This window comes from Leisingera sp. ABM4_060, from assembly GCF_056158765.1.
Genome location: NZ_JBSWTX010000001.1, coordinates 2,715,329 through 2,741,765, shown reverse-complemented (window position 1 = coordinate 2,741,765; position 26,437 = coordinate 2,715,329). Strand labels below are relative to the sequence as shown.

General features: G+C 65.8%; 26 protein-coding genes. 9 read left to right on the top strand and 17 right to left on the bottom strand.

Annotation, left to right across the window (positions count from 1 at the left end):
• The 5 genes from ACXAEH_RS13145 to mbfA all read right to left on the bottom strand — a co-directional run bounded on the left by ACXAEH_RS13145 (position 1) and on the right by mbfA (position 5,349).
• Positions 1 to 459 carry a YaiI/YqxD family protein gene (locus ACXAEH_RS13145; protein ID WP_475033348.1) on the bottom strand — a complete coding sequence of 153 codons (459 nt, stop codon included), beginning with the start codon at positions 457 to 459 and terminating at the stop codon, positions 1 to 3.
• Positions 456 to 1,952: a Si-specific NAD(P)(+) transhydrogenase gene (gene sthA / locus ACXAEH_RS13140; protein ID WP_475033346.1), complete on the bottom strand. Its 1,497-nt coding sequence runs from the start codon at positions 1,950 to 1,952 to the stop codon at positions 456 to 458. Before sthA ends, ACXAEH_RS13145 begins: the two co-directional genes overlap by 4 nt.
• 18 nt (positions 1,953 to 1,970) lie before the next feature.
• Positions 1,971 to 2,804: an S-formylglutathione hydrolase gene (gene fghA / locus ACXAEH_RS13135; RefSeq protein WP_475033344.1), complete on the bottom strand. Its 834-nt coding sequence runs from the start codon at positions 2,802 to 2,804 to the stop codon at positions 1,971 to 1,973.
• Between the two features lie 298 nt (positions 2,805 to 3,102).
• Complete coding sequence (locus ACXAEH_RS13130; protein WP_475033342.1) at positions 3,103 to 4,026, bottom strand: AEC family transporter; 924 nt, start codon at positions 4,024 to 4,026, stop codon at positions 3,103 to 3,105.
• Between the two features lie 348 nt (positions 4,027 to 4,374).
• Positions 4,375 to 5,349 carry an iron exporter MbfA gene (gene mbfA, locus ACXAEH_RS13125; protein WP_475033341.1) on the bottom strand — a complete coding sequence of 325 codons (975 nt, stop codon included), beginning with the start codon at positions 5,347 to 5,349 and terminating at the stop codon, positions 4,375 to 4,377.
• Positions 5,350 to 5,501: 152 nt separating this feature from the next.
• Here mbfA and ACXAEH_RS13120 point away from each other — a divergent pair, with 152 nt between their 5' ends.
• Positions 5,502 to 6,119, top strand: coding sequence for a TetR/AcrR family transcriptional regulator (locus ACXAEH_RS13120; RefSeq protein WP_475033339.1), 618 nt, complete (start codon positions 5,502 to 5,504; stop codon positions 6,117 to 6,119).
• A 72-nt stretch (positions 6,120 to 6,191) separates the two neighbouring features.
• Here ACXAEH_RS13120 and ACXAEH_RS13115 read toward each other — a convergent pair whose 3' ends face one another.
• Positions 6,192 to 6,668: a c-type cytochrome gene (locus tag ACXAEH_RS13115; RefSeq protein WP_475033338.1), complete on the bottom strand. Its 477-nt coding sequence runs from the start codon at positions 6,666 to 6,668 to the stop codon at positions 6,192 to 6,194.
• A gap of 135 nt (positions 6,669 to 6,803) precedes the next feature.
• On the opposite strand from ACXAEH_RS13115, the gene ACXAEH_RS13110 reads away from it, so the two are divergent.
• The 3 genes from ACXAEH_RS13110 (at position 6,804) to ACXAEH_RS13100 (ending at position 9,721) form a co-directional block, all read left to right on the top strand.
• Positions 6,804 to 8,498 (top strand): Y-family DNA polymerase, encoded by a 1,695-nt coding sequence (locus ACXAEH_RS13110; protein WP_475033336.1) that lies wholly within the window; start codon positions 6,804 to 6,806, stop codon positions 8,496 to 8,498.
• 74 nt (positions 8,499 to 8,572) lie between these two features.
• Positions 8,573 to 9,262, top strand: coding sequence for an ArsR/SmtB family transcription factor (locus ACXAEH_RS13105; protein ID WP_475033335.1), 690 nt, complete (start codon positions 8,573 to 8,575; stop codon positions 9,260 to 9,262).
• 114 nt (positions 9,263 to 9,376) lie between these two features.
• Entirely contained in the window at positions 9,377 to 9,721 is a 345-nt protein-coding gene (locus tag ACXAEH_RS13100) for a DUF2794 domain-containing protein (protein WP_039162322.1), read from the top strand.
• 96 nt (positions 9,722 to 9,817) lie between these two features.
• On the opposite strand, the gene ACXAEH_RS13095 is transcribed toward ACXAEH_RS13100, so the two are convergent.
• The 4 genes from ACXAEH_RS13095 to ACXAEH_RS13080 all read right to left on the bottom strand — a co-directional run bounded on the left by ACXAEH_RS13095 (position 9,818) and on the right by ACXAEH_RS13080 (position 14,004).
• Entirely contained in the window at positions 9,818 to 10,642 is an 825-nt protein-coding gene (locus ACXAEH_RS13095) for a C40 family peptidase (protein WP_475033334.1), read from the bottom strand.
• A gap of 5 nt (positions 10,643 to 10,647) precedes the next feature.
• Positions 10,648 to 12,030, bottom strand: coding sequence for a leucyl aminopeptidase family protein (locus ACXAEH_RS13090; protein WP_475033332.1), 1,383 nt, complete (start codon positions 12,028 to 12,030; stop codon positions 10,648 to 10,650).
• A gap of 86 nt (positions 12,031 to 12,116) precedes the next feature.
• Positions 12,117 to 12,476 carry a hypothetical protein gene (locus ACXAEH_RS13085; RefSeq protein WP_475035573.1) on the bottom strand — a complete coding sequence of 120 codons (360 nt, stop codon included), beginning with the start codon at positions 12,474 to 12,476 and terminating at the stop codon, positions 12,117 to 12,119.
• A gap of 364 nt (positions 12,477 to 12,840) precedes the next feature.
• Complete coding sequence (locus ACXAEH_RS13080; protein WP_475033330.1) at positions 12,841 to 14,004, bottom strand: DUF3095 domain-containing protein; 1,164 nt, start codon at positions 14,002 to 14,004, stop codon at positions 12,841 to 12,843.
• A gap of 115 nt (positions 14,005 to 14,119) precedes the next feature.
• Between ACXAEH_RS13080 and ACXAEH_RS13075 the strand changes: the two genes are divergently transcribed.
• The 4 genes from ACXAEH_RS13075 (at position 14,120) to ACXAEH_RS13060 (ending at position 18,604) form a co-directional block, all read left to right on the top strand.
• A complete protein-coding gene (locus ACXAEH_RS13075) occupies positions 14,120 to 15,292 on the top strand; it encodes an MFS transporter (protein WP_475033329.1) in 1,173 nt (390 codons plus the stop codon).
• 82 nt (positions 15,293 to 15,374) lie between these two features.
• Positions 15,375 to 16,397, top strand: a complete 1,023-nt coding sequence (locus ACXAEH_RS13070; RefSeq protein WP_475033328.1) for an aspartate-semialdehyde dehydrogenase — start codon at positions 15,375 to 15,377, stop codon at positions 16,395 to 16,397.
• A gap of 124 nt (positions 16,398 to 16,521) precedes the next feature.
• Positions 16,522 to 16,845 carry a hypothetical protein gene (locus ACXAEH_RS13065; RefSeq protein ID WP_475033326.1) on the top strand — a complete coding sequence of 108 codons (324 nt, stop codon included), beginning with the start codon at positions 16,522 to 16,524 and terminating at the stop codon, positions 16,843 to 16,845.
• A 109-nt stretch (positions 16,846 to 16,954) separates the two neighbouring features.
• The gene (locus ACXAEH_RS13060) at positions 16,955 to 18,604 is read left to right on the top strand and encodes a DUF4139 domain-containing protein (RefSeq protein WP_475033324.1); all 1,650 of its coding nucleotides are present in this window, start codon (positions 16,955 to 16,957) and stop codon (positions 18,602 to 18,604) included.
• A gap of 189 nt (positions 18,605 to 18,793) precedes the next feature.
• Here the strand turns inward: ACXAEH_RS13060 and ACXAEH_RS13055 are convergent, their stop codons facing one another.
• The 7 genes from ACXAEH_RS13055 to ACXAEH_RS13025 form a co-directional block, all read right to left on the bottom strand.
• Positions 18,794 to 19,564 carry an aldolase/citrate lyase family protein gene (locus ACXAEH_RS13055; protein ID WP_475033322.1) on the bottom strand — a complete coding sequence of 257 codons (771 nt, stop codon included), beginning with the start codon at positions 19,562 to 19,564 and terminating at the stop codon, positions 18,794 to 18,796.
• Between the two features lie 15 nt (positions 19,565 to 19,579).
• Entirely contained in the window at positions 19,580 to 20,380 is an 801-nt protein-coding gene (gene hpaH / locus ACXAEH_RS13050) for a 2-oxo-hept-4-ene-1,7-dioate hydratase (protein WP_475033320.1), read from the bottom strand.
• Entirely contained in the window at positions 20,377 to 21,231 is an 855-nt protein-coding gene (locus ACXAEH_RS13045) for a fumarylacetoacetate hydrolase family protein (protein ID WP_475033318.1), read from the bottom strand. The genes hpaH and ACXAEH_RS13045 overlap by 4 nt, the downstream gene beginning before the upstream one ends.
• On the bottom strand, positions 21,228 to 22,640 hold the full coding sequence (locus ACXAEH_RS13040) for a pyridoxal phosphate-dependent decarboxylase family protein (RefSeq protein ID WP_475033317.1): 1,413 nt from the start codon (positions 22,638 to 22,640) through the stop codon (positions 21,228 to 21,230). Before ACXAEH_RS13040 ends, ACXAEH_RS13045 begins: the two co-directional genes overlap by 4 nt.
• Positions 22,641 to 22,748: 108 nt before the next feature.
• Positions 22,749 to 23,729 (bottom strand): 3,4-dihydroxyphenylacetate 2,3-dioxygenase, encoded by a 981-nt coding sequence (hpaD, locus tag ACXAEH_RS13035; RefSeq protein WP_475033315.1) that lies wholly within the window; start codon positions 23,727 to 23,729, stop codon positions 22,749 to 22,751.
• A gap of 91 nt (positions 23,730 to 23,820) precedes the next feature.
• Entirely contained in the window at positions 23,821 to 25,332 is a 1,512-nt protein-coding gene (gene hpaE, locus ACXAEH_RS13030; RefSeq protein WP_475033314.1) for a 5-carboxymethyl-2-hydroxymuconate semialdehyde dehydrogenase, read from the bottom strand.
• Entirely contained in the window at positions 25,332 to 25,724 is a 393-nt protein-coding gene (locus ACXAEH_RS13025; RefSeq protein ID WP_475033312.1) for a 5-carboxymethyl-2-hydroxymuconate Delta-isomerase, read from the bottom strand. Before ACXAEH_RS13025 ends, hpaE begins: the two co-directional genes overlap by 1 nt.
• 114 nt (positions 25,725 to 25,838) lie before the next feature.
• Here ACXAEH_RS13025 and hpaR point away from each other — a divergent pair, with 114 nt between their 5' ends.
• Entirely contained in the window at positions 25,839 to 26,279 is a 441-nt protein-coding gene (gene hpaR / locus ACXAEH_RS13020) for a homoprotocatechuate degradation operon regulator HpaR (RefSeq protein ID WP_475033311.1), read from the top strand.
• The last annotated feature ends 158 nt before the right edge of the window (positions 26,280 to 26,437 follow it).

Sequence of the window (26,437 nt, the reverse complement as noted above, 5' to 3'; positions counted from 1 at the left end):
TTAACGTCCGGCCTTGGCGGCGCGCAGCTCGCGTTCCAGCGCGTCGAGGAAGCGGGAGCGGTCTGCCTTGGTGAAACCCTTGCCGCCGCCCTGCATGCCCAAGGGGTTGGCGGCGCGGAGATCCGCCATCAGGTCGCGCATTGCCAGCTGCTGGCCGATGTTGGCCTGGGTAAAGCGCTCGCCGTTGTGGCGCAGCACCCGGGCGCCGGCTTCGATGCATTTGGCGGCCAGCGGGATGTCGCCCGTGACCACCACATCGCCGGGGCCGCAGCGTTCGGCGATCCACATGTCGGCCACATCGGCGCCCTCAGACACGATCACGTTTTCCACCAGCGGGTTCTGCGAGGGCCGCAACCCGCCGTTGGAGACTACGAACATCCGGAGGCCGTGGCGGGTCGCGACCCGCTCGGCCTCCTGCTTGACCGGGCAGGCGTCGGCGTCGATGTAGAGCGCGGTCACTCGGCAGCCTTCTTGTCCGCCTCGGGGGGCTTCTCGGCCTTCGGGGCGGGTTTGGCCTTGGGTTTGCGGGCGGGTTTCTTCACCTTGAACTCTTCCGGGATCGGCATCCGGTTGAAGGCGTCGAGCCCTGCGACCTTATAAGCCTCGGCCAGGGTCGGGTAGTTGAAGGTGTTCTGCACGAAGTAGTCCACCGTGCCTTGCAGGTTCATCACCGCCTGGCCGATGTGGATCAGCTCGGTGGCGCCTTCGCCGACGATCTGCACCCCCAGCACCCGGCGGGTCTTGAGGCTGAGCAGCATCTTCAGCATGCCGTGCTCCAGCCCCATGATGTGGCCGCGCGAGGTCTCGCGGAAGCGTGCCTCGCCGACTTCGTAAGGGATGCCGCGTTCCTTCAGCTCTTCCTCGGACATGCCGCAGGTGGACATTTCCGGCACCGAGTAGATGCCATAGGGGTACCAGGGGCTTTCCGGCATGGTGGGGGTGTCGAGCGCGTGGCAGGCGGCAACCCGGCCCTGTTGCAGCGAGGTGGAAGCCAGCGACGGGTGGCCGATCACATCGCCGGTGGCATAGATGTGCGGCACCTCGGTCTGATAGGTCTTGCGGTTGACACTGAGGCGGCCGCGGTGGTCGGTCTTGAGCCCGGTGGCCTCGAGGTTCAGTGCACCGGTGGCTCCCATGCGCCCCGCAGCAAACAGCAGCATCTCGGCGCGCACGTGGCGGCCGTTTTCCAGGGTGACCTCGACGTGCTCGCCCGCGTCTTCGATGGTTTCCACGGCGGAGCCCAGCCGCAGGTCGACGCCGTTTTCGCGGATCTGGTGGGTGAATTCCTGGATCAGGGTCTTGTCGATGAAGTCGAGGAAGGTCTCGCGCGGTTCAATCAGGGTGACGCGGACATCGAGGGCTGAGAACATGGTGGCGTATTCCACGCCGATGACGCCAGCGCCGATGACCACCAGCGAACGCGGGATTTCCGCCATCTCCAGGAACTCATCGCCGTCCAGGATGGTGGTGCCGTTGAAGGGCACGTAATCCGGGCGATAGGTCTTGGTGCCGGTGGAGATCAGGAATTTCTCCGCCGTCAGCCGGGTGGTTTCGCCAGCCTCGGTGGCGACCTCAACCTCGTTCGGGCCGGTGAATTTGGCCAGGCCCAAGAGGGTGTCCACGTGGTTGCGGTTGAACTGATGCTCCAGCACGTCGACCTCGTGGTCCAGGGTCTTGTGCAGGCGCGCCTTCAGGTCTTCGGCGAGGATGTCGTCCTTGACCCGGTAGGAGCGGCCATAGAAGGACCGTTCGCGCCAGCCGGAAAGGTTCAGCACGGTCTCGCGCAGGGTCTTCGAGGGGATGGTGCCGGTGTGCACCGACACGCCGCCCAGCCGGTCCTTGCGGTCGATCACCAGCACCCGGCGGTGCAGCTTGCCCGCCTGGATGGCAGCGGCGCGGCCCGAGGGGCCGGAACCGATGATGATCAGGTCATAATCAAATTCGTCACTCATGGCCGCGTCCTTTGTTTCTTAGTTCTGGTACAGTGCGTCGGCGTGGAAGGAGACATGCTCCTCCATGAAGGTCGACACGAAGAAATAGCTGTGGTCATAGCCCGGCTGCATCCGCAGGGTGGCCTGCTGGCGGCGCTCGGCCACCGCATGGGCCAGGGCTTCGGGTTTCAAGAGGTCGATGAATTGGTCAGCGGTGCCGGTGTCGATCAGGACCGGGCCGTCGAAGCCCTTTTCCCGCATCATGAGGGTGGCGTTGTGTTTGGCCCAGGCCGCCTCATCATCGCCCAGATAGGCGCTGAGCTGCTTGCGGCCCCAGTCCGATGCAGTGGGGTTGGAGATCGGTGCGAAGGCGGAGACCGACTTGTAGCGGCCGGGCAGGTTCATCGCCAGCGTCAGCGCGCCATGGCCGCCCATGGAATGGCCGGTGATCGCCTGGCGGTCCAGGTCGATGGCGAATTTTTCACCCAGCAGTGCGGGCAGTTCCTCGGCCACGTAGTCCCACATGCGGAAATGCGGCGCCCAGGGGTCTTGGGTGGCGTTCACGTAGAACCCGGCGCCCTGGCCCAGGTCGTAAGCCTCATCATCAGCCACGCCTTCGCCGCGGGGGCTGGTGTCGGGGAAGACAATGGCGATGCCCTGCTCGGCGCACCAGGCTTGGGCGCCTGCCTTGGTCATGGCGTTTTCATGAGTGCAGGTCAGGCCCGAGAGATACCACAGCACCGGCACCGGGCCGTCCTTGGCTTCCTCCGGCAGGAACAGGCCAAAAGTCATGTCGCCGCCGGTGGCGCTGCTGGCGTGCTTGTAGACGCCTTGGGTGCCGCCAAAGGCGCGGTTCTCGGAAACGGTTTCCATGCGTGTGGCTCCTTAAATCTGTTAGCCCTATCGCTATCTGCTGACGGCGGCAGCGTCCAGCGGGTGGGCGGCGGCAATTCCGGTTTTTGCGGCAGAAGGCTTGCGAAATCGCAAACAATTGCAATGCGAGGCAGGCAAAGGCTCCCGCCCGTCGCCTGAGCATGGGGCATGCTCCGCTCCCGTTGGGCCCGGCCCGGCGCTGTGCGCCGGGCCGGGCCCAAGGCCGCCAAGGGCGCTCTGACGCCAGTCAGGGCGTGCTGCGGGCGCGGGAGCGCTCCCGGGCTGTGCGGATGGCGGGTCAGGAGACCCAGGCGATCACCGCGGGCAGGGTGGCGATCGACAGCATGGTGGAGATCAGGATGGCGGCGGAGGCCCGTTGCGGCGCCACGCCGTAGTGCTGCGCCAGCATATAGACATTGCCCGCAACCGGCAGCGCGGCGGCGGCAATGGCCACGGAGGCGGAAAACGGCGCGGCAGGGATCAGCCACAGCACCGCCACGGCGACGCAGGCCGGATGCAGCACCAGTTTGGCAAAGCTGAGCCAGCCTGCCACCTGCACCCGCTCGGCGGATTTCGAGGCCAGCGAGGCGCCGATGGCGAACAGCGCGCCGGGGGTGGCGGCGGCGCCAAGCAAGGTGAGGAAGCTGTTTGCGGTTTCCGGGATCGGCAGCGCCGAGGCAGACCAGGCAAGGCCTGCAACGATGGATAGGATCATCGGGTTTTTCAGCAGACCCAGCCCCACCAGTTTCAGGGTCGCCAAACCCAAGCCCTGGCCGCGCCCGGCGTTGATGAGAATGACGATCAGCGAGGAGAACACCACCAGATCGACGCTGAGCACCACCATCATCGGCGCCACAGACGCGGGCCCGAACAGGACCGCCATCATCGGCAGGCCGAGGAAACCAACGTTGCCGATTGCGGCGCATTGCGCCTCGACCGCCGCCGTTTGCATGTCCAGTCCGCGGATCATGGCAACGGCGGTTACCAGCAGGTAGACCGCCAGCGTGCCCGCCAGGTAGCCGAGGATCAGCGCCGGGTCGAAGACTTCGGCAGAGGACAGGTTGGCGGCAAAGCGGAAGATCATTGCCGAAAGCGGGAAGAAGAAGACGAATTTGGTGAGATAGGCGGTAGCGTCTTCGCTGAAGAACCGGCTGCGCCCTGCGCCGTAGCCGAGGGCGATGATTGCAAAGAAGGGCAGGGTGCGGAAGAAGATCTCGGCCATTGGCGGATTGGTAACCTGAATTGACCAATTGGCAAAGGGTGTTTCTTGGCAGGACCGGGAGCGCTCCCGCCTGTTCACGGGCATTCTGGCGAATGCCCTTCACAGTTGGGCGTGGCCCCGTGCGTTGCACGGGGCGGGGATTTCTGCTGAGAGCGCCGGTTCAATTGTGGGACCGGCCTTCAGCGCCTCAAGGGTAAACCGCGCCTGCGCGCGGCGGTTTTGCCGCCCTTGACCCGCTGAAGGCCTGAGCTGCGCGCGCCCGCAGCGCGCCAGCGCTGCCGGGCCCAACCGGGGAGGGGCAGCCTATGGCTGCTCCGGAGCGGGCGGGAGTGCCACCGGCGGCGGGCGCTAACCGCTGCCGATCAGGGCGCCGGCGCCCAGCACCAGGGCGCCGCCCAGCACGACTTGCATCGTGGCGCGCCAGAACGGGGTCTGCATGAAGCGGTTCTGGATCCAGGCGATGGCCCACAGCTCTACGAAGACGATCAGGAAGGCGAGGGTGGTGGCGGTCCAGAACTCCGGGATCAGGTAGGGCAGCGCGTGGCCGAGGCCGCCCACGGTGGTCATCACGCCGGAGGCAAGCCCGCGCTTGACTGGCGAGCCGCGGCCCGACAGCGCGCCGTCGTCCGAGGCGGCTTCGGTAAAGCCCATCGAGATGCCCGCCCCGACCGAGGCGGCCACGCCGACCAGGAAGGTGGTCCAGGTGTCCTGGGTGGCAAAGGCGGTGGCGAAGATCGGCGCCAGGGTGGAGACCGAGCCGTCCATCAGCCCGGCCAGCCCCGGCTGCACCCAGGTCAGCACAAACTGGCGGTGGGCGGCGGCGTCCTCGTCTGCGCGTGCGGCGTTGTCCAGATGCGCGTCTTCCAGCGCGCCCGCCCGGGCCTGATGGCCTGCCTCAGCTGCGGCCAGATCGCCCAGCAGCTTGCGGGTGGCGGCGTCCCGGGTGCGGGCGGCGGCAGCGGAGTAAAAGCGCTCGGCATCGCGCTCCATCGCCCGGGCCTCGGTGCGGATGCGGCCGAGGCTCAGGGTCTCCATCAGCCAGATGGGGCGGCGGGCATAGTAGCCCGCCACATGCTCGCGCCGGATCAGCGGGATTGCCGGGCCGAACCGGGCCTCATGCAGGGCAATCAGCTGGGCGCGGTGATCGTCCTCCTCCGCCGCCATGCCATCGAACATCGCGGCAGATGCTGGGTAGTCGGCCCGCAGCCGCTCCGCGTAGCCGCGGTAGATGCGCGCATCATCCTCTTCCGAAGAAATCGCCAGGGCCAGAACCTCCTGCCCGCTCAAGTCCGCAAAGCGCTTGCGCTGTGTGAAAAACCGCATTTTCCGCCCTCAATTTAGAATGATTCTAAACATAACGCTTCCGCGAGCGGCCGCAAGACGGCGCGTGCCCCTGTTGCAAAGCGGCGGTACGGATTACATTAGGGGCAGAGCCAGCTGCCCCAGCCCCCTGTCCCGAGCCCCGAGGAGCCCGCATGAACCAGCAAGCCAGCGTCCTGCGCACCGGCCGGAAATTCGACCAGGTCCTGGAGGGCGCGCGCGAGGTGTTCCTGGCCGACGGGTTCGAAGGGGCCAGCGTCGACAAGATTGCCAAGGCGGCAGGTGTGTCCAAGGCGACGCTCTACAGTTATTTCCCCGACAAGCGGGTGCTGTTCATGGAGGTGGTGCGCTCGGTCTGCGTGCAGCAGGCGGAGAACCCGCTGGATCTGGCGGCGGGCAGCTGCGGGCCGCAGGAGGTGCTGCGGGTGGCGGCGGAACATGTGCATGCGGTGCTGATGGGCGGCATCAGCCTGCAGCTGTTCCGGATCTTCGTGGCCGAGGCGGACCGGTTTCCCGAGCTGGGGCCGATGTTCTATGAAAGCGGGCCGATGGTGCTGCACGGGCAGATCCGCGGTTACCTGGCGGTGGCCGCAGAGCGCGGCGAGCTGGCGATTGCGGATGTGGATCTGGCTGCCGCCCAGTTCATCGAGCTGTGCAAGGCCGATGTTTTCCTGCGCTTCCTGTTCAATATAGACGAGGCCTTCACCGAGGCCGAGCGCGAGCGGGTGATCGAGGGGGCAATCGGCACCTTTCTGGCGCGCTACGGCGCCTGAGAGGAGCAGGCTGCCTGCCCCGCCTGCCTGTCCCGGGGGCCGCTCCGGACGCGGGCCTGGAGCGGGCCTGTCTCAATGGGTGATGAAACTGTTCGGCGTGCGGCGGTAGGTCTCGTGACAGCCGAGACAGCTTTGCATCAGGCTGGGCAGGGTCCGGCGCAGTGCGGGCAGGGAACGGGTGTTGAGCGATTTGGCGGCGGCCTGTGCCATCCCGGCGCGGTTTTCGAAATCTTTCCAGCTGTGCCAGATCAGCGGCCGCGCATTGGAACGCGGATCCAGCCGCGGTTTCTTGAAATGCTTGCGGATCGACTTGGTGGATTTGACCAGCAGCCGCCGGGCCGCGCGAGCCCTGCCCTGGTCGAAGGTGCTGCGCCCGGCCATCATGCTGGTCAGCTCGTCCAGCGCTGCCTTTTGCGTGGTCATCAGGGCAATCCGGCGGGTGACATGTTTGTCATAGCCGCTGCCGGCCGTGCCGGGGGCAGAGCTGCCGATGGCCAGCGCGGCAATCACCGTCAGCAAGACCGCGGCTTTGTGCAGGCGGAAGCTCATCGCGGGGCTCCCGGGCAGGCTGAGCGAATCAAATGACAAGAACAAAATAAGAACATATAGTGTGGCACTCCCATAACCTGGCTGGCTCCGGGCTTGTCTTGCCCGTTGCCGCCCCCGTTTGCGTGCCTGCTGCCCATGTCCCACCGCCGCATTCTTTCGCTTTGGTTTCCGCGCCTTGGGGCGGAGCGCATCCTGCGCGCTGAACGCGGCGGCATCACCGGGCCGCTGGCCGTTGCCTGCGAAGTGTCCAACACCCAGGTTATTTCTGCGTTAAACGCCGCCGCTTTGGCGGAAGGGCTGCAGGCGGGCCAGCCGCTGCGCGATGCTTATGCGATGTGCGCAGGCCTGGTGGTGCGGCCGCGCAACCAGGCCGCTGAGGCGGCGTTTCTGGCTGCACTGCGGCGCTGGGCGGGCAAGTTCAGCCCCTGGGTGGCAGAGGCGGAAGAGGACGGGCTGGTGCTGGACATCAGCGGCTGCGCGCATCTGTTCGGCGGCGAGGCGGCGCTGATGGAGACGGCGGGGAAGGATTGCGCGGAGATGGGGCTCAGCGTGCAGATGGGGCTGGCCGATACTCTGGGCGCGGCCTGGGCGCTGGCGCGCTACGCCGGGCAGGAGGCTGCGCCGGACCGCTCTGGCGATGCCATCGACCAGGAGGCGCCCGCGACCCGCGCCCGGGCGCAGAAGCGCACGCCCCGGCACAGCGCCAAGCGCCGCCACTGGACCCGCGGCGGCGCGGCGCCGCAGGTGCAGGCGGTGCTGCCGCAGGCGGGGCGGATTGCACAGCCGGGGCAGGCCTATGCCGCGCTTGGCCCCCTGCCGGTGGCGGCGCTGCGGCTGGATGGCGCCACGGTGGCGCAGCTGAACCGGCTGGGGCTGCGGCGGATCGGCGATCTCTTGGGGCAGCCGCGGGCCGGTTTGGCGCGCCGGTTCGGGCGCGGGCTGGTGTTGCGGCTGGACCAGGCGATGGGCAGCGCGCCGGAGCCGGTCTCGCCTGCCCGCAGCCCGGACCATTTTGCGGTGCGGCTGACCCTGCCGGAGCCGATCGGGCTGATGGAGGACCTGCTGGCGGGCATCGACCGGATGCTGCCGCGGCTGTGTGCCCGGCTGGAGGCGCGCGGGCGGGGCCTGCGCAGCCTGCGGCTGGAGGCGCACCGCTGCGATCAGGCGATGGAGGCGGTGGTGGCGGGGCTGGCGCGGGCGAGCCGCGACCCGGCCCGCATCCGGCCCTTGCTGGAGATGAAGCTGGAGCAGATCGACGCGGGCTACGGCATCGACATGCTGCGGCTGGAGGCGGTGCAGACCGAAGCCATCCACGACCGCACGCCCGCGGGCCATGCCGAGGCAGGCGCCGCGGCGCGGGCCAGGCAGGAGGCCCGGCAGGAGGATGAGGCGGCGCTGGAGGATCTGATCACCCGCCTTGGCGCCCGGCTGGGGCTGGAGGCGGTCACCCGCTATCACCCGGCCGACAGCCATATCCCGGAAAAGACTTTCACCGTGCAGGCGGCGGCCTGGTCGGAGCCTGCGGCCGGAGACTGGCCGCGCCCCTCCCGTCCGCGGCCGTTGCTGATCTGGCGGCCTGAGCTGGTCCATGCGCCGGAGGTGCCGCAGCTGCCGGAGCGGTTCCGCTGGCGCGGGTGCGATTGGCAGCTGGCCCATGCCGAAGGCCCCGAGCGGATTGCGCCGGAATGGTGGCTGGAAGACCCCGAGTGGCGCAGCGGCGTGCGCGACTACTGGGTGGTGGTGACCGCCTGCGGCGCCCGGTTGTGGCTGTTCTTTGCCCATGGCGGCGCGCTGTCGGGGGGCTGGTTCTGCCATGGCTCCTTTGCCTGAAGGGCGCGGACAGTTCGGCGGCGGACGAAGGGTTTTCCTTGGGTTCCAGCGCTGCAAGGGCGTAGGATGAGGCCATGATCACACCGCGTTTCGATATTCTGGGCCAGGCCATCAGCGACGCCAGCCGCACCCGGATGCTGTGCGAGCTGCTGGAGGGGCGCGCCTATACCAACAAGGAACTGGCGGCGGCAGCCGGGGTGACGCCGCAGACCGCCTCGGCGCATCTGCGGATGCTGCAGGATGCAGGCCTGGTGGCGGCGGAAAAGCGCGGCCGCTGCGTCTATCACCGGCTGGCCAGCGCCGAGGTGGCCCATGCGCTGGAGCAATTGGCGGCAATTGCGCCGGCCGACAGCCTGCACCGCGCCCAGCAGCGCAAGGCGGGCGGGCTGGCGCAGCTGCGCAGCTGCTACGACCACCTGGCCGGGCCCTTGGCGGTGGCGATGACCCGGGCCTTTCTGGACCGCGGCATGCTGGTGGAGGCGGATGGCGCCTTTCGTGCGCAGCCGGCCGGGGAATGGCTGAAACTGGGGGTGGTGCTGCCGGAACGGCAAGGCCGCCAGCCCTTTGCGCGGCCCTGTCTGGACTGGACCGAGCGCAAGCTGCATGTGGCGGGTCCGATGGGGCGGCAGATCCTGGATCACGCGCTGGACAGCGGCTGGGTCAAGCGGCACCGGCACAAGCGCGGCCTGATGCTGACGGCGCCGGGGCGGGTGGCGCTGGAGCAGATTCTGGGCCTGCAATGCGGCGGATTGGTTGCCGCCTGAGGCCGTCAAAGCAAGGTAAAACCGGGGCGCGGCGGATGTGCGCATCCTGCACCACACGCAAATTCGAACGTCATAAACCTTGATTTGCCGGGCAAATGAGGCAAGCTTTATCTTATGAGCTTTGATCAGGTGCAGCCTTTTCCCGGATCTCCCATTCCTCAGCAAGTCGCATTTGACCGGCGGGAACTGTCGGTCATTCTTTCGCTTTACGGGCGGATGGTGGCGGCGGGCGAGTGGCGTGACTACGGGATTTCTTCCTTGCGCGATCTGGCAGTGTTCTCGGTCTTCCGGCGCACGGCGGAGCATCCGCTTTACCGTATCGAAAAGCGCCCCAAGCTGCGGCAGCGGCAGGGGCAGTATTCGGTGGTCGGCATGGACGGGCACATTCTCAAGCGCGGTGCGGATCTGAAAACCGTGCTGCGGGTGCTGGAGCGCAAGCTGATCCGTTCCGTGGAGTAGCCGCAGGGCTTGCGGCGGAGCGGGAACCGGAATTTTCTGAAAATTCCGGCCAAAAATCTTTGTAAGATTTTTGCCGCCTGCGGCAGGTGCTGCGCCCTATGCCAGCCGTTTGTGCGCGGTGACCGGGCCGTCGCCCTGGGCTGCGATCCGTGCGATTGCCGCAGCGATGGGTTCAATGGCCACGGCCATGTCGTGGGCGTTGGCGTGGATCAGGGTCTCCGCGTCCCGCACCAAGGCAACATGGCCCTTCCAGAACAAAAGGTCGCCGCGCTGGTAGTCTGCGGCGGGGGCGTCTTCTCCCAGTTCCGCCTCCTGCATGTCGCTGTCACCTGGGCAGGCGATGCCGCAGGCCAAGAGCGCCGCCTGCACCAGGCCGGAGCAGTCGATGCCAAAGCGGCTGTTGCCGCCCCACAGGTACGGCGTGCCGAGGAACAGCTCTGCCACAGCCACCGGATCCTCCGCATGGGCGCCAAGGGGCGACAGGTGGCGGGCGGGGATGAAGCCGAGGTTGGTTTCCAGGAACCGGCCCGCGCCGCCCAGCACCTGCACCCGGCTGCCGTGGCTGAGGGCGTGGGACTCAGGCGATTTGAAATCATCCGCGGTATAGGCGTGGGTGGCAGGAGCGCTGACCCAATGGGTGGCCTCAAACGGCGGCACCAGCGACGGGCTGGGCACATAGCCCGCGTAGGAATCCTTGGCCGCTTGCAGGAAGGACCAGCCGCCGCGGTCTTCAAAAACCGTGACCGGCTCGCCGTGGACCAGCTGGCGGTCGCGGGCGCCGTCGGGGGCGCGCAGCAGGTCAGCAACCGGCACCCCGATGCGGGCGGCGGTGCCGTCCACCCGCGCGATACCCTCTGGCACATCCTCCAGATGCGCGGCGGCGACACGGGTGTTCATAGGCAGGCGGCGGCGGTCGGGCATGGGGTTCAAAGCTCCAGCAGGCCGGGCAGGGCGGCAAAGAGCGCGCGGGCGCCCTGCAGGGCGCCGCCCTTGGGGCGGCCGGGCGCGGCAGCCGGGGTCCAGCCGTAGATGTCGAAATGCATGTAGCGGGCGTCGCCGGCAAAGCGGCGCAGGAACAGGGCGGCGGTGATGGAGCCGGCAAAACCACCCGAGGGCGCATTGTCGAGGTCGGCGATGCCGGGTTCGATCATCTTCTCGTAAGGGTCATGGAAGGGCATCCGCCAGACCGGATCTGCATTGGCAGCGGCGCTTGCGGCCAGTGCAGCGGCATCAGCGTCGTGGTCGGTGTAGAAGGGCGAGAGATCCGGCCCCACCGCCACCCGCGCGGCACCGGTGAGGGTCGCCATGGAGACCAGCAGGTCCGGTTCCTCCTCGGCGGCCAGGGTCAGGGCGTCGGCCAGCACCAGGCGGCCCTCGGCGTCGGTATTGTTGATCTCCACCGTCAACCCCTTGCGGGAGGTGAGCACATCGCCGGGGCGGAAGGCGGGACCGGAGACGGCGTTTTCCACCGCGGGAATCAGTACCCGCAGCTGCAGCGGCAGGTTTGCGGCCATGATCATCCGCGCCAGCCCCAGCACATTGGCGGCACCGCCCATGTCCTTTTTCATCAAGGCCATGCTGTTGCCGGGCTTCAAATTCAGCCCGCCGGTGTCAAAGCAGACGCCCTTGCCCACCAGGGTGAGTTTCGGCCCGGCGCTGCCCCAGCGCAGGTCGATCAGCCGCGGCGCGCGGTCCGAGGCGCGGCCAACAGTGTGGATCAGCGGGAAATTCTGCTCCAGCAGCTCTGCACCGGTGATGACGGAGGCCTGGGCGCCGAACTCCTCTTCCAGGCCCAGAGCGGCGGCCTGCAGCTCGTCCGGGCCCATGTCGGAGGCGGGGGTGTTGATCAGGTCGCGGGTCAGGCATTCGGCGGCAGCGAGCGATTCGACGGCGCCGGCATCAATGCCTTCGGGGGCCACCAGCGTTGCAGCTTCGCCCTTGCCCTCCTTGTAGCGGTTGAAACGGTAGGCGCTCAGCAGCCAGCCCAGCGATTCCGTGGCCGCACAGCTGTCCGGCAGGCCGGAGGCGATCCGGTAGCTGCCGCCGGGCAGCTTCTGGGCGGCTTCGGCCAGCACGAAACGGCGGCGCGCGCGCTGGGCGGGGCTGCCGTAGCCGGCCAGGGCCATCTCGAGGGTTCCATCTTCTGCGGGCACCGCCAGCGCCTGGCCGCAGGCGCCGGTGAACCCCTGCGCCCTGGCCCAGGCCTGAACGCGCTGCGGCTGGCCCGAGAGCCAGCTTTCGCAGGTGTCAGAAGAGAGGATGTGCAGCGGACAGGCGTCCGGGCTGGGGGCGGCAAAGACGGGCGGCATGAGGATACTCCGGATTGCGGATCACGTTTGATGCGCCAGAGTAGCCGCCGCAGCGCGGCCTGCAAGCCCCGCAGGGCAGGGAAGGCTCAGATCGTCATGTCCTGTTCGTCCCAGACCGCTGTAAGCGAGCGCTCACCCACCCGCATCAGCCGGAACAGGATGGCTGCAATGGCCGGGGGGTCATCGGAATCAATGGCTTGGGTCACGTCGTTGGCAATCGTTGCCAGTGCGGACATGCCGATCTGATCGGCGATGGCAATCAGCGAGCGGGCGCTTTTGCGCAAGGCCATCATGTCGTTCTGCCGCCACAGACGCTCGCAATGCGTCAGACGGACCGCCATTTCCTCTACTGCGCGGCACACCACATCCTCGGCGCCGGTCTCGCCGAGCTGCTCATAGAGCGCGGTGAGTTTGTCAGGATCAAGGCGCACTGTCTCCGAGTGCATCACTGTTAGTATATTGGCCACCACATTCACCCAGTTTCTTAGTGCCCCCACGGCACGTCTGCCAATTTGCGCCGGACAGGTTTTCAAAAGGTTTCTGCGGCGGGCTCAAATCTTTCGAATTTACTGACAATGCGGGGAATTATCCCCAGCCTGGCGCGGCTGAGAGGGGATTCGGGGCTGAAAAATGCGGTGCGTCCGCCTGGGAGGCCGGTGCGGGCGTCAGGCCGCTGCTGGACCGCGGCAAAGCTTGGGGGCGTTCCCGCCTGATTGAGCGGCGGCGGGCGCGCGCCGCCCCTGCACCGTATGGCGCAGGCGGGCCGCAATGTCCGTTTCCCAACCGGAATGCCCCTGCGCCGCGTGGGGGTCAGAGGCCCTTTTCCCTGTTTTCAAACGCGGCTGCCAGATTGGCGGCTGCCTGGGTATAACCCCCTGCTGCACCGTCGACAAAATGCACATGATCGTCTTCGACCGGCGAAGGCACGATGCAGGTGACCATGGCGGCGTCCTGCTCGTGCAGGCCGTAGCGCACCAGGCCCCTGGCGGCGGCCTGCTCCAGATGCCGGCGGATTTTGTCGCGGATCCCGGGGGTGCAATCCAGCGTCATCTTGAGCCCGTCGTCGAACTTGCGGAAGTCGGAATTGGCTTTGAGCACGGAGAGGTAATGCACCGGGTCGAAAGCGCCCGCGCGGCGTTTGGTGATAAAGAGCAGCGCGGCAAAGGCACTGTGGGCCAGAAGGTAGAGCTTTCTTAAAATCAGCGGGGATTTACCGCGCGACGAATGGGCTTCAAGTGCGAATCCGGCGGGTGGGAACTGCAGTTTCGGCCCGGTGACCGGCACCGGGTGGCCGTTGCTCTCCAATTCCCCGGCCATGTCCAGCAATTCGGCCGAAAGCCGGGCAAAGTCCTGCGCCGCAGCGCCGGGGGCGGGCTGGGCGACCACCGACAGGATGATGCCGTTGCGCGCGGGCGTGTTGCTCCAGCGGCAGGAAAGGCCTGCAAGGTCGGGCGGTTCGGCCTGCGGGGCGGCGGCCACTTCGAAGGCGCCGGCCTTCATCTGGGTTTCGGCCCAGGCCAGGCCGCCGCCGCTGAACATGGCGAAATCGGCGTATTCCGAGACTGCGTAGCGGGCGACCCGCACGTCCAGCCCCTCGGCCCGGATCCAGGAGAGCGGCAGCATCGCGGCGCGCAGGGTGATGCCGAATTCCGCCTCGGTCCAGCTGCGCAGGGATGCCAGAACCTGTTCCGCGGTGTCCCGGTGGCGGGGCGGCACCGCAAAGGAGGCGCCGTCGCCGCCGAAGATATAGGGGAAGGCCTCGCCCCGCAGCGCGTTGCGCATGGCGGCAATCACCGAGGCGCCGATCATGTTGACGGTCTTGTAACGGCCTGCGGCGACCAGCCCGGTGGAGTTCACGATGTCGGTGCAGCAAAGGTGCCAGTCCGGCGGCAGCGGCGCAAAGCCTTCCGGGCCGGACAGGCTGGCGAAGTCCGGGGCCTTGGGGAGGCTGGCGTAGAATGTGTCCGATGTCATGTGTCCCGCCCCGGTGCCGCGTGCCTGTGACCTGCCGTTCCTGCCTAAACGAATTGTGCCGCGGGGCCAAACATGCAAGCTGTGCGGCGAAAGAAAAGATCACGGGGGGCGGAACATGCAGGCGGGATTGATTTTGTTGTGCCTGGCCTATGTGCTGAGCCAGTTTTTCCGTGCCTTCCTGGCGGTGCTGTCCGGCGTGCTGGGGCAGGACATTGGTGCTGCGCCGGATGATCTCGCCTTTGCCTCGGGCATGTGGTTTCTGTCCTTTGCCGCGATGCAGCTGCCGGTGGGCTGGGCACTGGACCATGTGGGGCCGCGGCGCACGGCGGCCTTGCTGCTGCTCTTGGGCGGCGGCGGCGGGGCGGCGCTGTTTGCGGTTGCCACGGCGCCCTTGCATGTGAGCCTGGCGATGTTCCTGATCGGCATTGGCTGTTCGCCCGTCTTGATGGCGTCTTACTATATCTTTGCGCGGCAGTACCCGCCCGCGCGCTTTGCCACTTTGGCGGCTGTGATGCTGGGGGTGGGGTCGGCCGGCAATCTGGTGGCCTCTTACCCGACGGCGCTGGCGGTGGATTTGTTCGGCTGGCGCGGCACGCTGGCGGGGCTGGCGGCGGTCTCGGCTGTGGTGGCGGCGGGGATATTCCTGACGGTTTCAGACCCGGACAAACCGGACGGCGAGCACAAGGGATCGGTCTTTGATCTGCTGAAGATGCCGGTGATGTGGGCGATCTTTCCGCTGATGCTGGTGGCCTATGCGCCGTCGGGGGCGCTCAGGGGGCTGTGGATCGGGCCCTATCTGAATGATGTCTACGGGCTCAGCACCCAGGACGTGGGGCTGGCGACGCTGGTGATGGGGGCGGCGATGATTGCCGGCACGTTTGCCTATGGGCCGCTGGACCGGGTGCTGGGCACCCGCAAATGGCTGATCCTGGGCGGCAACGTTCTGGGCTGTGCGAGCTTGGGCGGGCTGATCCTGGCCACTGGCGCGCCGGTCTGGATGCCGGTGGCGATGATGGCTGCGGTCGGCTTTTTCGGCGCGTCCTTCCCGGTGATCATGGCGCATGGCCGCGCCTTTGTGCCGCCGCATCTGGCGGGGCGGGGGGTGACGCTGCTCAATCTCTTTGGCATCGGCGGGGTGGGAATCATGCAGTTTGCCACCGGGCGCATTCACGCAGAAATGACCGGTGCGGACCTAACCTTGCCCTATACGGGGATTTTCACTTTCTTTTTGGTGTGCCTGGGGCTGGGATGCGCAATTTATCTGCTCAGCCGCGACAGCATGGACTGACAGGGGACTTTAAACTTGTCTCCGATGGCAGTAATACTCCGCCGCCGGCCATGAGGCCGGGTGATACTGGAGAAACAGACAAATGGGTTACCGCATCGTCGTCGTTGGCGCCACTGGCAACGTGGGCCGCGAAATGCTGAACATCCTGGCCGAGCGCCAGTTCCCTGTGGATGAGATCGCTGTGCTGGCAAGCCGCCGTTCTCTCGGCACTGAAGTCAGCTTTGGCGATAAGACACTCACTACCAAGGATCTGGACACCTTCGATTTCACCGGCTGGGACATGGCGCTGTTTGCCGTCGGCTCTGCCGCGACCAAGGATTACGCGCCCAAGGCGGCCGCCGCGGGCTGTGTGGTGATCGATAACTCCTCGCTCTACCGTTACGACCCGGAAATCCCGCTGATCGTGCCGGAGTGCAACCCGGAAGCGATCCACGATTACAAGAACAAGAACATCATCGCCAACCCCAACTGCTCCACCGCGCAGATGGTGGTGGCGCTGAAGCCGCTGCATGACCGCGCCAAGATCAAGCGCGTCGTCGTCTCCACCTACCAGTCGGTGTCGGGTGCCGGTAAAGACGGCATGGACGAGCTGTGGGATCAGACCAAGGCGATTTACAACCCGACCACCGAGGTTGCGCCGAACAAATTCCAGAAGCAGATCGCCTTTAACGTCATTCCGCAGATCGACGTCTTCATGGAAGACGGCTCGACCAAGGAAGAGTGGAAAATGGTGGTGGAGACCAAGAAGATCGTCGACCCGTCGATCAAGGTCACGGCCACTTGCGTCCGGGTGCCGGTGTTTGTCGGCCATTCCGAGGCCGTGAACATCGAGTTCGAGGAATTCCTGGACGAGGACGAAGCCCGCGACATCCTGCGCGAGGCGCCGGGCATCATGGTGATCGACAAGCGCGAGCCCGGCGGCTACGTCTCGCCGATCGAATGCGCGGGCGATTTCGCGACTTTCATCAGCCGGATCCGCCAGGACTCGACCATCGAGAACGGCATCAACCTGTGGTGCGTTTCCGACAACCTGCGCAAGGGTGCCGCACTGAACGCAGTGCAGATTGCCGAACTGCTGGGCCGTGAGGTTCTGAAGAAAGGCTAAGCCTTATATCCTTTAGGTGAGGGGGCTGCTTCGCAAGAGGCGGCCCCTTTTCTTTTGCACGGCTGCCCTGCTGCCGGCCTTGCGGGTACCTTGAGGAGGACAGCAGACAAAGAGGAAGCAAGCCATGATCGCACTGCAGGATTTCAGCAACGCCGTCCCCGCCGCCGCCGCCCAGCCGCAAGGCGCTTTGGCAGAAATTCTGTCCCGCCCGAAACTGAACTGCGTTTCGGCCGCCGGGCTGCGGCAGCAGCTGGAGGCGGATATTGCCGCGGCAGGCGACTGGTTCACCCTGTGCCGCGGCCTGCGCCGCAAGGGCATTTGCCTGAAACGGCGCGAGGATGATCTGTGGGTCTGCGACGCGCAGAGCCAGGCGGTGATTACCTGCTTCGAAGATCTGGGGATCGACGCCGATGAACTGGAGCTGCGGTTCGGTCCGTCGCAGCCCTGAGCGGCGGTTTGCCGGCATGGCAAGAGCGCTGGTCAGCGGCACAGGCGGCGGCTAGGCTTGGCATCAGGCGGGCGGTTCCGGCCCGTCTTGATTTGTTTGAGAGATGCCAATGCGATTTTCCTTGATGGCCTTTGCCCTGGCTGCCGCCTCAGCCGCTTCCGCAGACACCATTCCCGTCAGCAGCCAGGTGTCGGAGGTGACGCTGTATCCGGGGCTGGCGGAAGTCACCCGCAGCGCCGCGCTGACACTGCCGCAGGGCCGCCACCGGCTGATCCTGCAGAATGTGCCCAGAACGGCCGCACTGGAGACCTTGCAGGTCGAGATCTCCGGCGCCCGCCGGATTGCCACCCTGCTGCGCGAGGATTATGTGCCGCCGCGCGATGCCGATGATCCCGAGGTGGAGGCGGCGCAGGCGCGGGTGCGTGATGTAGAGGCGCAGATCGCGGCTGTCCGCGACGCGGCCGAGCGGGCGCGCTCTGGCGTGCGGGCGGCGGAGGCCTCGATCGGTTTTCTGCAGCAGCTGGGCACCAATGAGGGGCTGGCGCAGGCCGATGCCGCTGCGCTGAGTGCGATTGCCCGGATGATCGCCGAGGAGGCCGCGGGCGCCAGCCAGGCGGCGGTGGCGGCTGAGGCTGAAGCGCGGCGGATCGAGCTGCAGCTGGAAGATCTGGAGGAGGCACTGGCAGAGGCCCGGGCGGCGCTGGCTGCGATCGCGCTGGAGGATGAGGCGCGGCTGTTTATCACCGTGGACATCGAGGCAGAGGAGGCAGGCGAGGGTGCCCTCGAGGTCCGCTACTACACCGCGGGCGCGGGCAATACCGGCTGGCAGCCATCTTATGAAATGCACCTCAGCACGGAGGATACGCCGGAGATCACTTTGAAACGGGCGGTCACGCTGGTGCAGGACACTGGCGAAAACTGGCAGGACGTGGCGCTGACGCTGTCGACGGCGGTGCCCGGCGGGCAGGGCAGCCCGTCCGTGCTGTATTCCCGGCTGCGCCGGATCGAGGAGCCGCAGCCGCCGCGGGTGCTGAAATCCTATGGTCAGGATGCAGCGGAACTGTCTGCGCTGGCGGAACCCATGGTGGAGGAACCTGTCCTGCTTGAAGAAGCCCAAGGCGGCTGGGGCGCTGATCTGGAGGGCGCGGCGGCCACCTACCGCTTCGGCCTGCCGGTCTCGGCCGCATCCGGTGCGGATCTGCTGCGGCTGGAGATGGACAGCCTGACCGCGGAGGCAAAGGTGCAGGCAGTGGCAGTGCCGATGCAGGATGAAACCGCCTACCGCGTCGCCACGTTCACCAATACCTTCGGGGAGCAGCTGCTGGCCTCAGGCGAAGTGCCGCGGTTTGTTGATGGCAAACTGGTCACGGTGGAGGATTTCGCCGGGCTGGCGCCGGGGGCGGAAATGGAGGCGGGCTTTGGTCCCATCGAAGGGCTGCAGCTCAGCCGCGACGTTCTGGGGCAGAGTGAGGGCGGGCAGGGGCTGATTTCGCGCAGCAATGCGCAGCTGCAGAAGGTGGAGATCACTGTGGAGAACCTGACGGCGCAGGACTGGGTGCTGCGGCTGCTGGACCGGGTGCCCTATTCGCAGCAGGATGATCTGGAGATCGAATGGAGCGCCAATCCGCGGCCTGCTGAGGAAAACGTGGAGAAGCAGCGCGGTATTCTGGCCTGGGATCTGGAGCTTTCTGAGGGCGATAGCCGGACCATCCGCCTGGATACCACGCTGAGCTGGCCGGAAGGCATGGTACTGCGCTGACCACCCGCAGGTCCCGGTTGCAACGGGGGCGCTCCCGCCCGTCGTCAGGTATTGAAAATACCTTCCTCCCGTTGGGCGTGGCACCGCGCATGGCGCGGTGCCACGCCCAAGGCCGCTGCCGCTGCGCTGGCTTTGCCAGGGCTGCGGGCGGGCGCGGGAGTGCCGCCCCTTTTGCCGGGCGCTGCGTGGTCAGTCTGCTTTCCAGCGGGCGGCCAAATCGCGGGCGTTCTTGGCCAGCACCATGACGTCGATGCCGACCGCCAGGAACTGCGCGCCCATGTCCGCATAGGCCTGGGTGGCCTCATCGGTGGTGCCGAGGATACCAGGCGCGATGCCTGCGGCTTTAATGCGGGTGATGGCATCAGCAATTGCAGCGCGCACTTCGGGGTGGGCGGAGTTGCCCTGGTGGCCCATGTCGGTGGACAGATCCGCCGGGCCGATGAAGACGCCGTCGATGCCCTCGACCTGCAGGATCTCATCAAGCGCTTCCATCCCGGCGCGGTTTTCCACTTGCACCAGCAGGCAGACCTCCTGATCGGCGGTCTGGATGTACTCAGCGACCGTGCCGAACATAGTGGCCCGTGCGGCCGTGGCCCCAACGCCCCGCACACCTTTGGGCGGATAGTGGCAGGCGCGGACCAGCTCGCGGGCCTGTTCGGCGCTTTCGACGATCGGCACCAGCACCGTTTGCGCGCCGGCATCCAGCACCTGTTTGATCATCCAGGTCTCGCCCACCGGCACCCGCACCACCGGGTGGCTGGGGGAGGCCGCCAGCGCCATCAGCTGGTCGCGGATCGAGCGGATGTCGTTGGGCGCGTGCTCGCCGTCGATCACCAGCCAATCAAAGCCGCAGGTGCCCATGATCTCGGCAATCTGGCCGTCGGCAAAGCTCATCCAGCAGCCGATCTGGCGTTTGCCCTGTGTTAGAGCCTGTTTGAAGGGGTTCTTGGGCGCGGGCATTGGCGGGGTCTCCTGTCAGGCGAAGGTGATGGATACGGAACCGAAGGGGCCGAAATCTGCGGCGATTTCCGTGCCCGGCGGGCATTCGATGGGGCGGATGAACGAACCCGAGAGCACGATATCCCCGGCCTTGATCTGTTGTCCATATTCCGCCATCCGCCGCGCCAGCCACAGGACCGAGGTGACAGGATCATTCAGAACGCCGGCGCCTAGGCCGGTTTCCTCCACCGTGCCGTCCCGGGCCACGATGGCCCCCACCCAGCGCAGGTCATGAGCATCCACGGCGTGGCGCTCCGCCCCAAGCACGACGCCGGCATTTGCGGCGTTGTCGCTGATGGTGTCGGTGATGATGCGGGCCTGGCCGGTATCCGGGTCGGCGCGCAGGATGCGGGTGTCGAGGATCTCCAGCGAGGGCGCCACATAATCCGTCGCGGCTAGCACGTCTGCACGGGTGCAGTGGGTGCCTGCGAGGGGGGATTTCATCACAAAGGCGATCTCTGCTTCCACCCGCGGCTGGATGAAGCGGCCGACGGGGATGGTGCTGCCGTTTTTGAACGCCATGTCGTCCAGCAGCACGCCGCTGTCGGGCGTGGTGATGTTCAGCGCCTGCTGCATGGCGCGGCTGGTGAGGCCGATCTTCCAGCCGATCTTCCTACGCCCGGAGGCCAGCTTTTGCCTGATTAGAGCCTGCTGCACTGCATAGGCATCGTCCAGCATCATGCCAGGAAAGGCCAAGGAGAGCAGGCCGCATTGCTGGCCGGTTTGCTCGGCTTTGAACAGCCGGTCAGCGGCTTCCTGGTGCTGCTCCGGGGTCATGCCTCGTCCTCAACCGTATTGCGCAGGACGCCGATGCCCTCCACTTCAACTTCAACCACATCGCCGGGGACCAGGTATTTCGGCGGGTCGAAGCGGGCGCCTGCGCCGGTGGGCGTGCCGGTGATAATCACATCGCCCGGCTGCAGGGTGGTGAAGGTCGAGATATAAGCGATCTCCTCGCGGATCGGGAACATCATCCGGTTGAGGGTGTCGTCCTGGCGGACCTCGCCGTTCACACGGGTCACGATGCGGGCGTCGTCCAGTTGCGCGGCGTCGGTGAAGGGCACCAGCCAGGGGCCGATGGAACCGGAATTGTCCCAGTTCTTACCCTGCGTGACGTTGAATTTCGCGTGGCGGACCCAGTCGCGGATAGTGCCCTCATTTGCCAGTGTTAAAGCCGCGATGTGATCGTAAGCGTCCTCCGGCTTGATGCGGCGGCCCGGTTTGCCGATCACCACGGCAACTTCGCCTTCGTAATCCAGCGTGTGGTTTTCCGGCGGGCGGATCAGCGGGCGTTCGGCGCCGGTGAAGGAGCGCGGGAAGCGGGGGAACAGGGACATGTGCTTGGGCTGGGCAGAGCCGTCCTTGTACTCGGCGTTGCGGTCCGGGAAGTTGACGCCGACGCAGATGATCTTTTCCGGGTTGGGGATTGGGATCTCATAAGCGAAATCTGTGTGGGTGACGGGCTTGCCCTCGGCGGCCTGGGCCAATGCGGGCAGGCCCTGGGCCGCGATCACATCGCGCAGGGTGGGCCAGTCGGGGAACTGCGGCGACAAGGCGGTCATGCCCGCATCCGTCACCGCGCCATAGAAGGTCTCTCCATTGGCGGAGCAGGTGGCAAAGCGCGTCATGGCAGGCTCCTTGCGATTTCGGTGATGACGTCGAAGGCCATCATCACGTCTGCTTCGGTGGTCTCGAACTGGCCCGCCTGGAAGCGGATCACCAGTTGGCTGTCGACACGCGTTTGGGTTAGGTAGATGCGGCCGTCGTTGTTTATGGCATTGACCAGCCGCAAATTCAGGTCGTCGAGGTCCGCAGCCCCATCGGGGGTGTAGCGGAAGGACCAGAGCGACCACATCGGCGCGGATGTGATCTCGAAATCAGGCTCTAACTTGAGTTTTTCGTGCAGCTGGTTCGACCAGTTGATGTGATTGCGCAGGCGTGCGCGCAGGCCCTCCAGCCCGTAGGTGCGGATCAGGAACCAGATCTTGAGCGCGCGGAAGCGGCGCCCCAGCGGCACCGACCATTCGGAATAGTTGATGATGCCGTCATGGCCGTGAGTCTTGAGGTATTCCGGGCTGATGGCGAGGGTCTGCACCAGATCATCCGGGTTCTTCAGGAAATGCGCGGAGCAGTCGAACTGCACGCCAAGCCATTTGTGCGGATTGAAGACGATGCTGTCGGCGCGTTCGACGCCGGGCCAGTAGTGGCGGTATTCCGGGCAGATCATTGCGGAGCCGGCCCAGGCGGCGTCCACATGGCTGTAGAGACCGTATTTTTCAGCGACGTCCAGCACCTTGTCCACAGGGTCAGTGGCGCCGACGCCGGTGCCGCCGACGCAGAGGATCACGCCGGCGGGCTGATGGCCTGCTGCAAGGTCGGCCTGGATTGCGGCCTCAAGCGCGTCCGGGTCCATGCCGCGCCAATCGCCTTTGATCGGCACGCGGATCAGGTTCTGCTGGCCGATGCCGGCAACCCAGATGGCGCGGTCGATGGAGGTGTGGACCTCGGAGGAACAGTAGATGCGCAGCGGTTTCTGCGCGAACAAACCTTGGCTGTTGCCCTGCCAGTTCAGCGCTTTTTCCCGCATGGTCAGCACCGCGGCGAGGGTGGCGGAGGAGGCGGAGTCCTGGATCACACCCTGAAACTGGTCCGGCAGGTCCAGCGCCTGGCGCAGCCAGTCCATCATCCGGGTTTCCATCTCGGTCGCCGCCGGTGAAGTCTGCCACAGCATGCATTGCGGCGCGATGGCGGAGGCAAGGAATTCCGCAAGCACCGAAGGCGCCGCGGCGTTGGAGGTGAAATAGGCAAAGAAGCGCGGGTGCTGCCAATGGGTGATGCCGGGCATCACGATGTCCTCGAAATCGCGGAAGATTGCCTCCATCCCCTCGCCGTCCTCGGGCGGGGTTTGGGGCAGGGCGTGCAGCACCGCGCCGGGTTCGGTTTTGGCCCGCACCGGGCGGTCGCCGACGGTCAGGTGGTAGTCCTGCGTCCAATCCGCGATCCGGCGGCCCCATTCGGAGAATTCATCCCATTTCATCTCGTATTCCTTAAGTCTGTGCCGGAGGCACGGACAGCGCCCGGACCGACCCCACGGGGAGGGCGCTTCACGCCCACCCCTCGGTCCGGGCGCCGTCCTTATGTTTCGCTAGGGTGCAATAATCGGCTGCGCGTTCAAGGCGCTGGGTTTCGGGGTAGCGCCATTGAAGACGGAGCCCTCCTCGAACCAGCTGCGCGGCGCCGGGGCGCCCCAGAGGGTTTGGCGCTGCGGGTCGGTGAGCGACCATTTGATCGGCTCCAGATCCGGGTCGACGGTCTGGTAGTCGGAGCAGTAGATCTCGATCCGGTGGCCGTCGGGGTCGCGCACATAGAGGAAGAAGGCGTTGGAGATGCCGTGCCGGCCGGGGCCGCGCTCGATATTATCGACGTAGCCGGTGGTCGACATCAGGTCGAGGAGGTCGATGATGTTCAAGGGGTTCGGAACCCAGAAGGCGGTGTGATGCAGGCGGGGGCCGAGCCCGTTGGTGAAGGCCACGTCATGCACGCCGCCCTTGCGGTGCATCCAGGCCGCCCAGACCTTGCCGCTCTCGTCATCCTCGGTGAACTCAGTGACGCGGAAGCCCATCTCGCCATAGAAGGCGACGGAGGCATCCACATCCGCTGAGAACATGTTGAAATGGTCGATGCGCAGCGGTTTTACCCCGTTATAGAGCCTGTAATTCTGGTGGATCGGTTCCAGCCGGTCCATTTTGACATAGAACTCCAGCGGGATGCCCCAGGGGTCGCGGGTGCGCAGGGTGCGGCCCATGTGAGGGCGGTCGATCCATTCGGCGGGCAGGCCTTTGGAGGCGAAGAACTCTGCTGTTTTGTCCAGGTCCGGCTCATCATAAAGTTTGAAACCCAGAACGCCTACGGAGGCCTCATCCGCCTGAACCAGCACGATGCAGTGGTGGCCGCGTTCCTCCATCGCCCGCAAGTAAATGCGTTCGCTATCTTCGTGGGTCACCTGCAGGCCGAGGGTGTCCACGTAAAACGCGCGGGAGGCGGTGAGGTCGGTGACGGCGTATTCCACATGGCTGAGCCGCACGATGTTGAAGGGCGGGTAGAGGTTCGGGGCGGGGACGGGCATGGTTTGAACCTTTCACTTGGGGCTAGGGGCGGGAGCGAGGGGCCGGCCCCTCGCGCTCCCCGGAGTATTTTCAACCAGAAAGAAACAGGGGTCAGGCGCCGAGGCGCGGGATTTTGTGGGCGCCGGTGGCAAAGCCGATGTGTTTTTGCTCCATATAGAAGTCGAACGACCAGTCGCCGCCGTCGCGGCCGATGCCGCTGGATTTGACGCCGCCAAAGGGGGTGGGCAGGTGGCGGACGTTTTCCGAATTTACCCAGATCATTCCGGCTTCGAGATGATTGGTGAAACGCAGGGCGCGGGTCAGGTCATTGGTCCAGACATAGCCGGTGAGGCCGTATTGGGTGTCATTGGCCAATGTCAGAGCCTCATCTTCGTCCTTGAAGCGGATTGCAGTGAGGACCGGGCCGAAGATTTCCTCTTGCGCGATGGTCATGTCGTTGGTGGCATTGGTGAACAGGGTGGGGCGGACGAACCAGCCCCGATCGCCTGCGCGGGTTCCGCCGGCGGCGATGGTGGCGCCGTCCTGTTTGGCAGTCCTGAAATAGGATGTGACCTTGTCGAAATGCACCTTGTGGATCAGCGGGCCGACCTCAGTGGCCGGGTCCAGCGGATGGCCGACGCGGATGTTGTTGACGCGCTCAATCAGCTTGGCTTCGAAGCCATCGGCAATGCTCTCCTGCACCAGCAGACGTGAGGAGGAGGTGCAGCGTTCGCCATTGAGCGAGTAAATCATGAAGATCGCGGCATCCAGCGCGCGGTCAAGGTCGGCGTCGTCGAAGACCACCACCGGGTTCTTGCCGCCCAGTTCGAAATGCACCCGTTTCAGGGTGTCGGCGCCCTGTTTCATGATCATCGAGCCGGTTTTGGACTCGCCGACAAAGGCGATGGCCTTGATATCGGCGTGTTCGGTGAGGGCGCGGCCGGCCTCTTCGCCAAAGCCGTTGACCAGGTTCCAGACGCCCGGCGGCAGCCCGGCCTCATGGGCGATTTCGGCCAGGATGCGGGCGGTGAGGGGGGAGAATTCGGCCGGTTTGTGGACCACGGTGCAGCCGGCCGCCAGCGCCGGGGCAATCTTCCAAGTCGACAGCATGAAGGGCGTGTTCCAGGGGGTGATGATGCCAACCGGGCCGATCGGCACCCGGGTGGTGACGTTCATCAGGGTAGGCGACTGCAGCTGCTGGCCGTCGCGGGCGGCGGTGGCCTTGTCAGCGAAGAAGCGGAAGTTTTCGGCGCCGCGCAGCGCGGCCTTGGACATGAAGCGCAGGGCCTGGCCGGTGTCCCAGCATTCGCAGAGCGCAATCTCTTCGGCGCGTTCGACGATCAGGTCGGCAATGCGGTGCAGGATCTTCTTACGCTCCAGCGCAGGCATGTCGCGCCAGGCGGGGAAGGCGGCTTTGGCGGCGGCAGCCGCGGCGTCGATGTCGTCGCTGCCGCCCTTGGCAACTGGGCAGATCACGCTTTCATCCACCGGTGACGATGTTTCAAAGGTGGCACCGGAGGCGGCTGGGCGGCTTTCACCGCCGATGAGGTTCAGGATGCCGTCGGTGCGAAAGCGGGCCAGGTGGCTGTTCAGCGTTTCGATGTTGGTATTCAGGTCGCTCATCACTGGTCCGCCTTTTGCATGTGGTCGCGGATGGTGCCGCATTTCGGGGAAAGTTCAGGGTCGATGTCGCGCATCTCCAGCGACAGGGCGATAGAATGCTGCTGCATGGCCGGTTCAAGGAAGGTTTGCGCCGCGTCGAACACCGCCTGCGCGGCGCGTTTGCGGGTGTCGAGGTCACGGCCCGCGCGCAGCCGGATGGAGATGTCGATATAGCCGTGCCGGTCATCGCCGTCGGCTATGGAGGCGTGATTGGCGGCAAAGGCGCGCACCCGGATGCCCGCCAGCGGGAATACGCCGGTGGCCGCAGCGGCCTGCCGCAAATGGTTGCATAAACCGCGGATATTGGTGTGCTCCTCCATGTTGGCTGAGTAGTCCAGCGTGATGTGCGGCATCTGCGTTACCTCTCGTGAATTACTTAACATGTGTACCAATTGAGATGCCGTGAGTCAAGCAGAAGAAATCCAAGCGGCAATTGCGTTTACCCGGAAGGGGGGTGATAATCGGATATGACCAAGATGATGCCGGCCACAGACCGTTCCCTTCCCATCGCGCTGCTTCGGGCGCGCGAGCGTGTGATGGGGCCGATCCGCGCCCTCTTGAGCGGCGCTGATCTGACTGAACAGCAGTGGCGGGTGCTGCGGGTGGTGCAGGAGGACGGGCCGATCGATCCGACCCAGATTGCCGACAAGGCCTGCCTGCTGCTGCCGAGCCTGACGCGGATCCTGCAGAAGCTGGAAGAGAAGCAGCTGATCAGCCGCGAGCGCGACACCGAGGACCGCCGCCGCCAGGTGGTGCGGATTGCGCCTGCCGGCGAGAAGATCATCGCTGACAACATTGACGCGAGTCTCGAGCTGATGAACCGCACCCGGGCCAAGATGGGGGCGGAGCGATATGAGGCGCTGCTGGATCTCTTGAACGAGCTGGATGAGATCGACCTGTCCGAGTGAGTCGTTTTTGCCGCATTTGGCGCGGATACCGGACCGGGTGACGCAAACCGGGTGAGGGCAGTGTTTTTTCTGAACTTGTGATGCGTCATGATTTTAACGTGTTAAAACAATTCATTACGTTGAGAATCATGTTGTGGTTGCGCCAAATCCCATGCTGC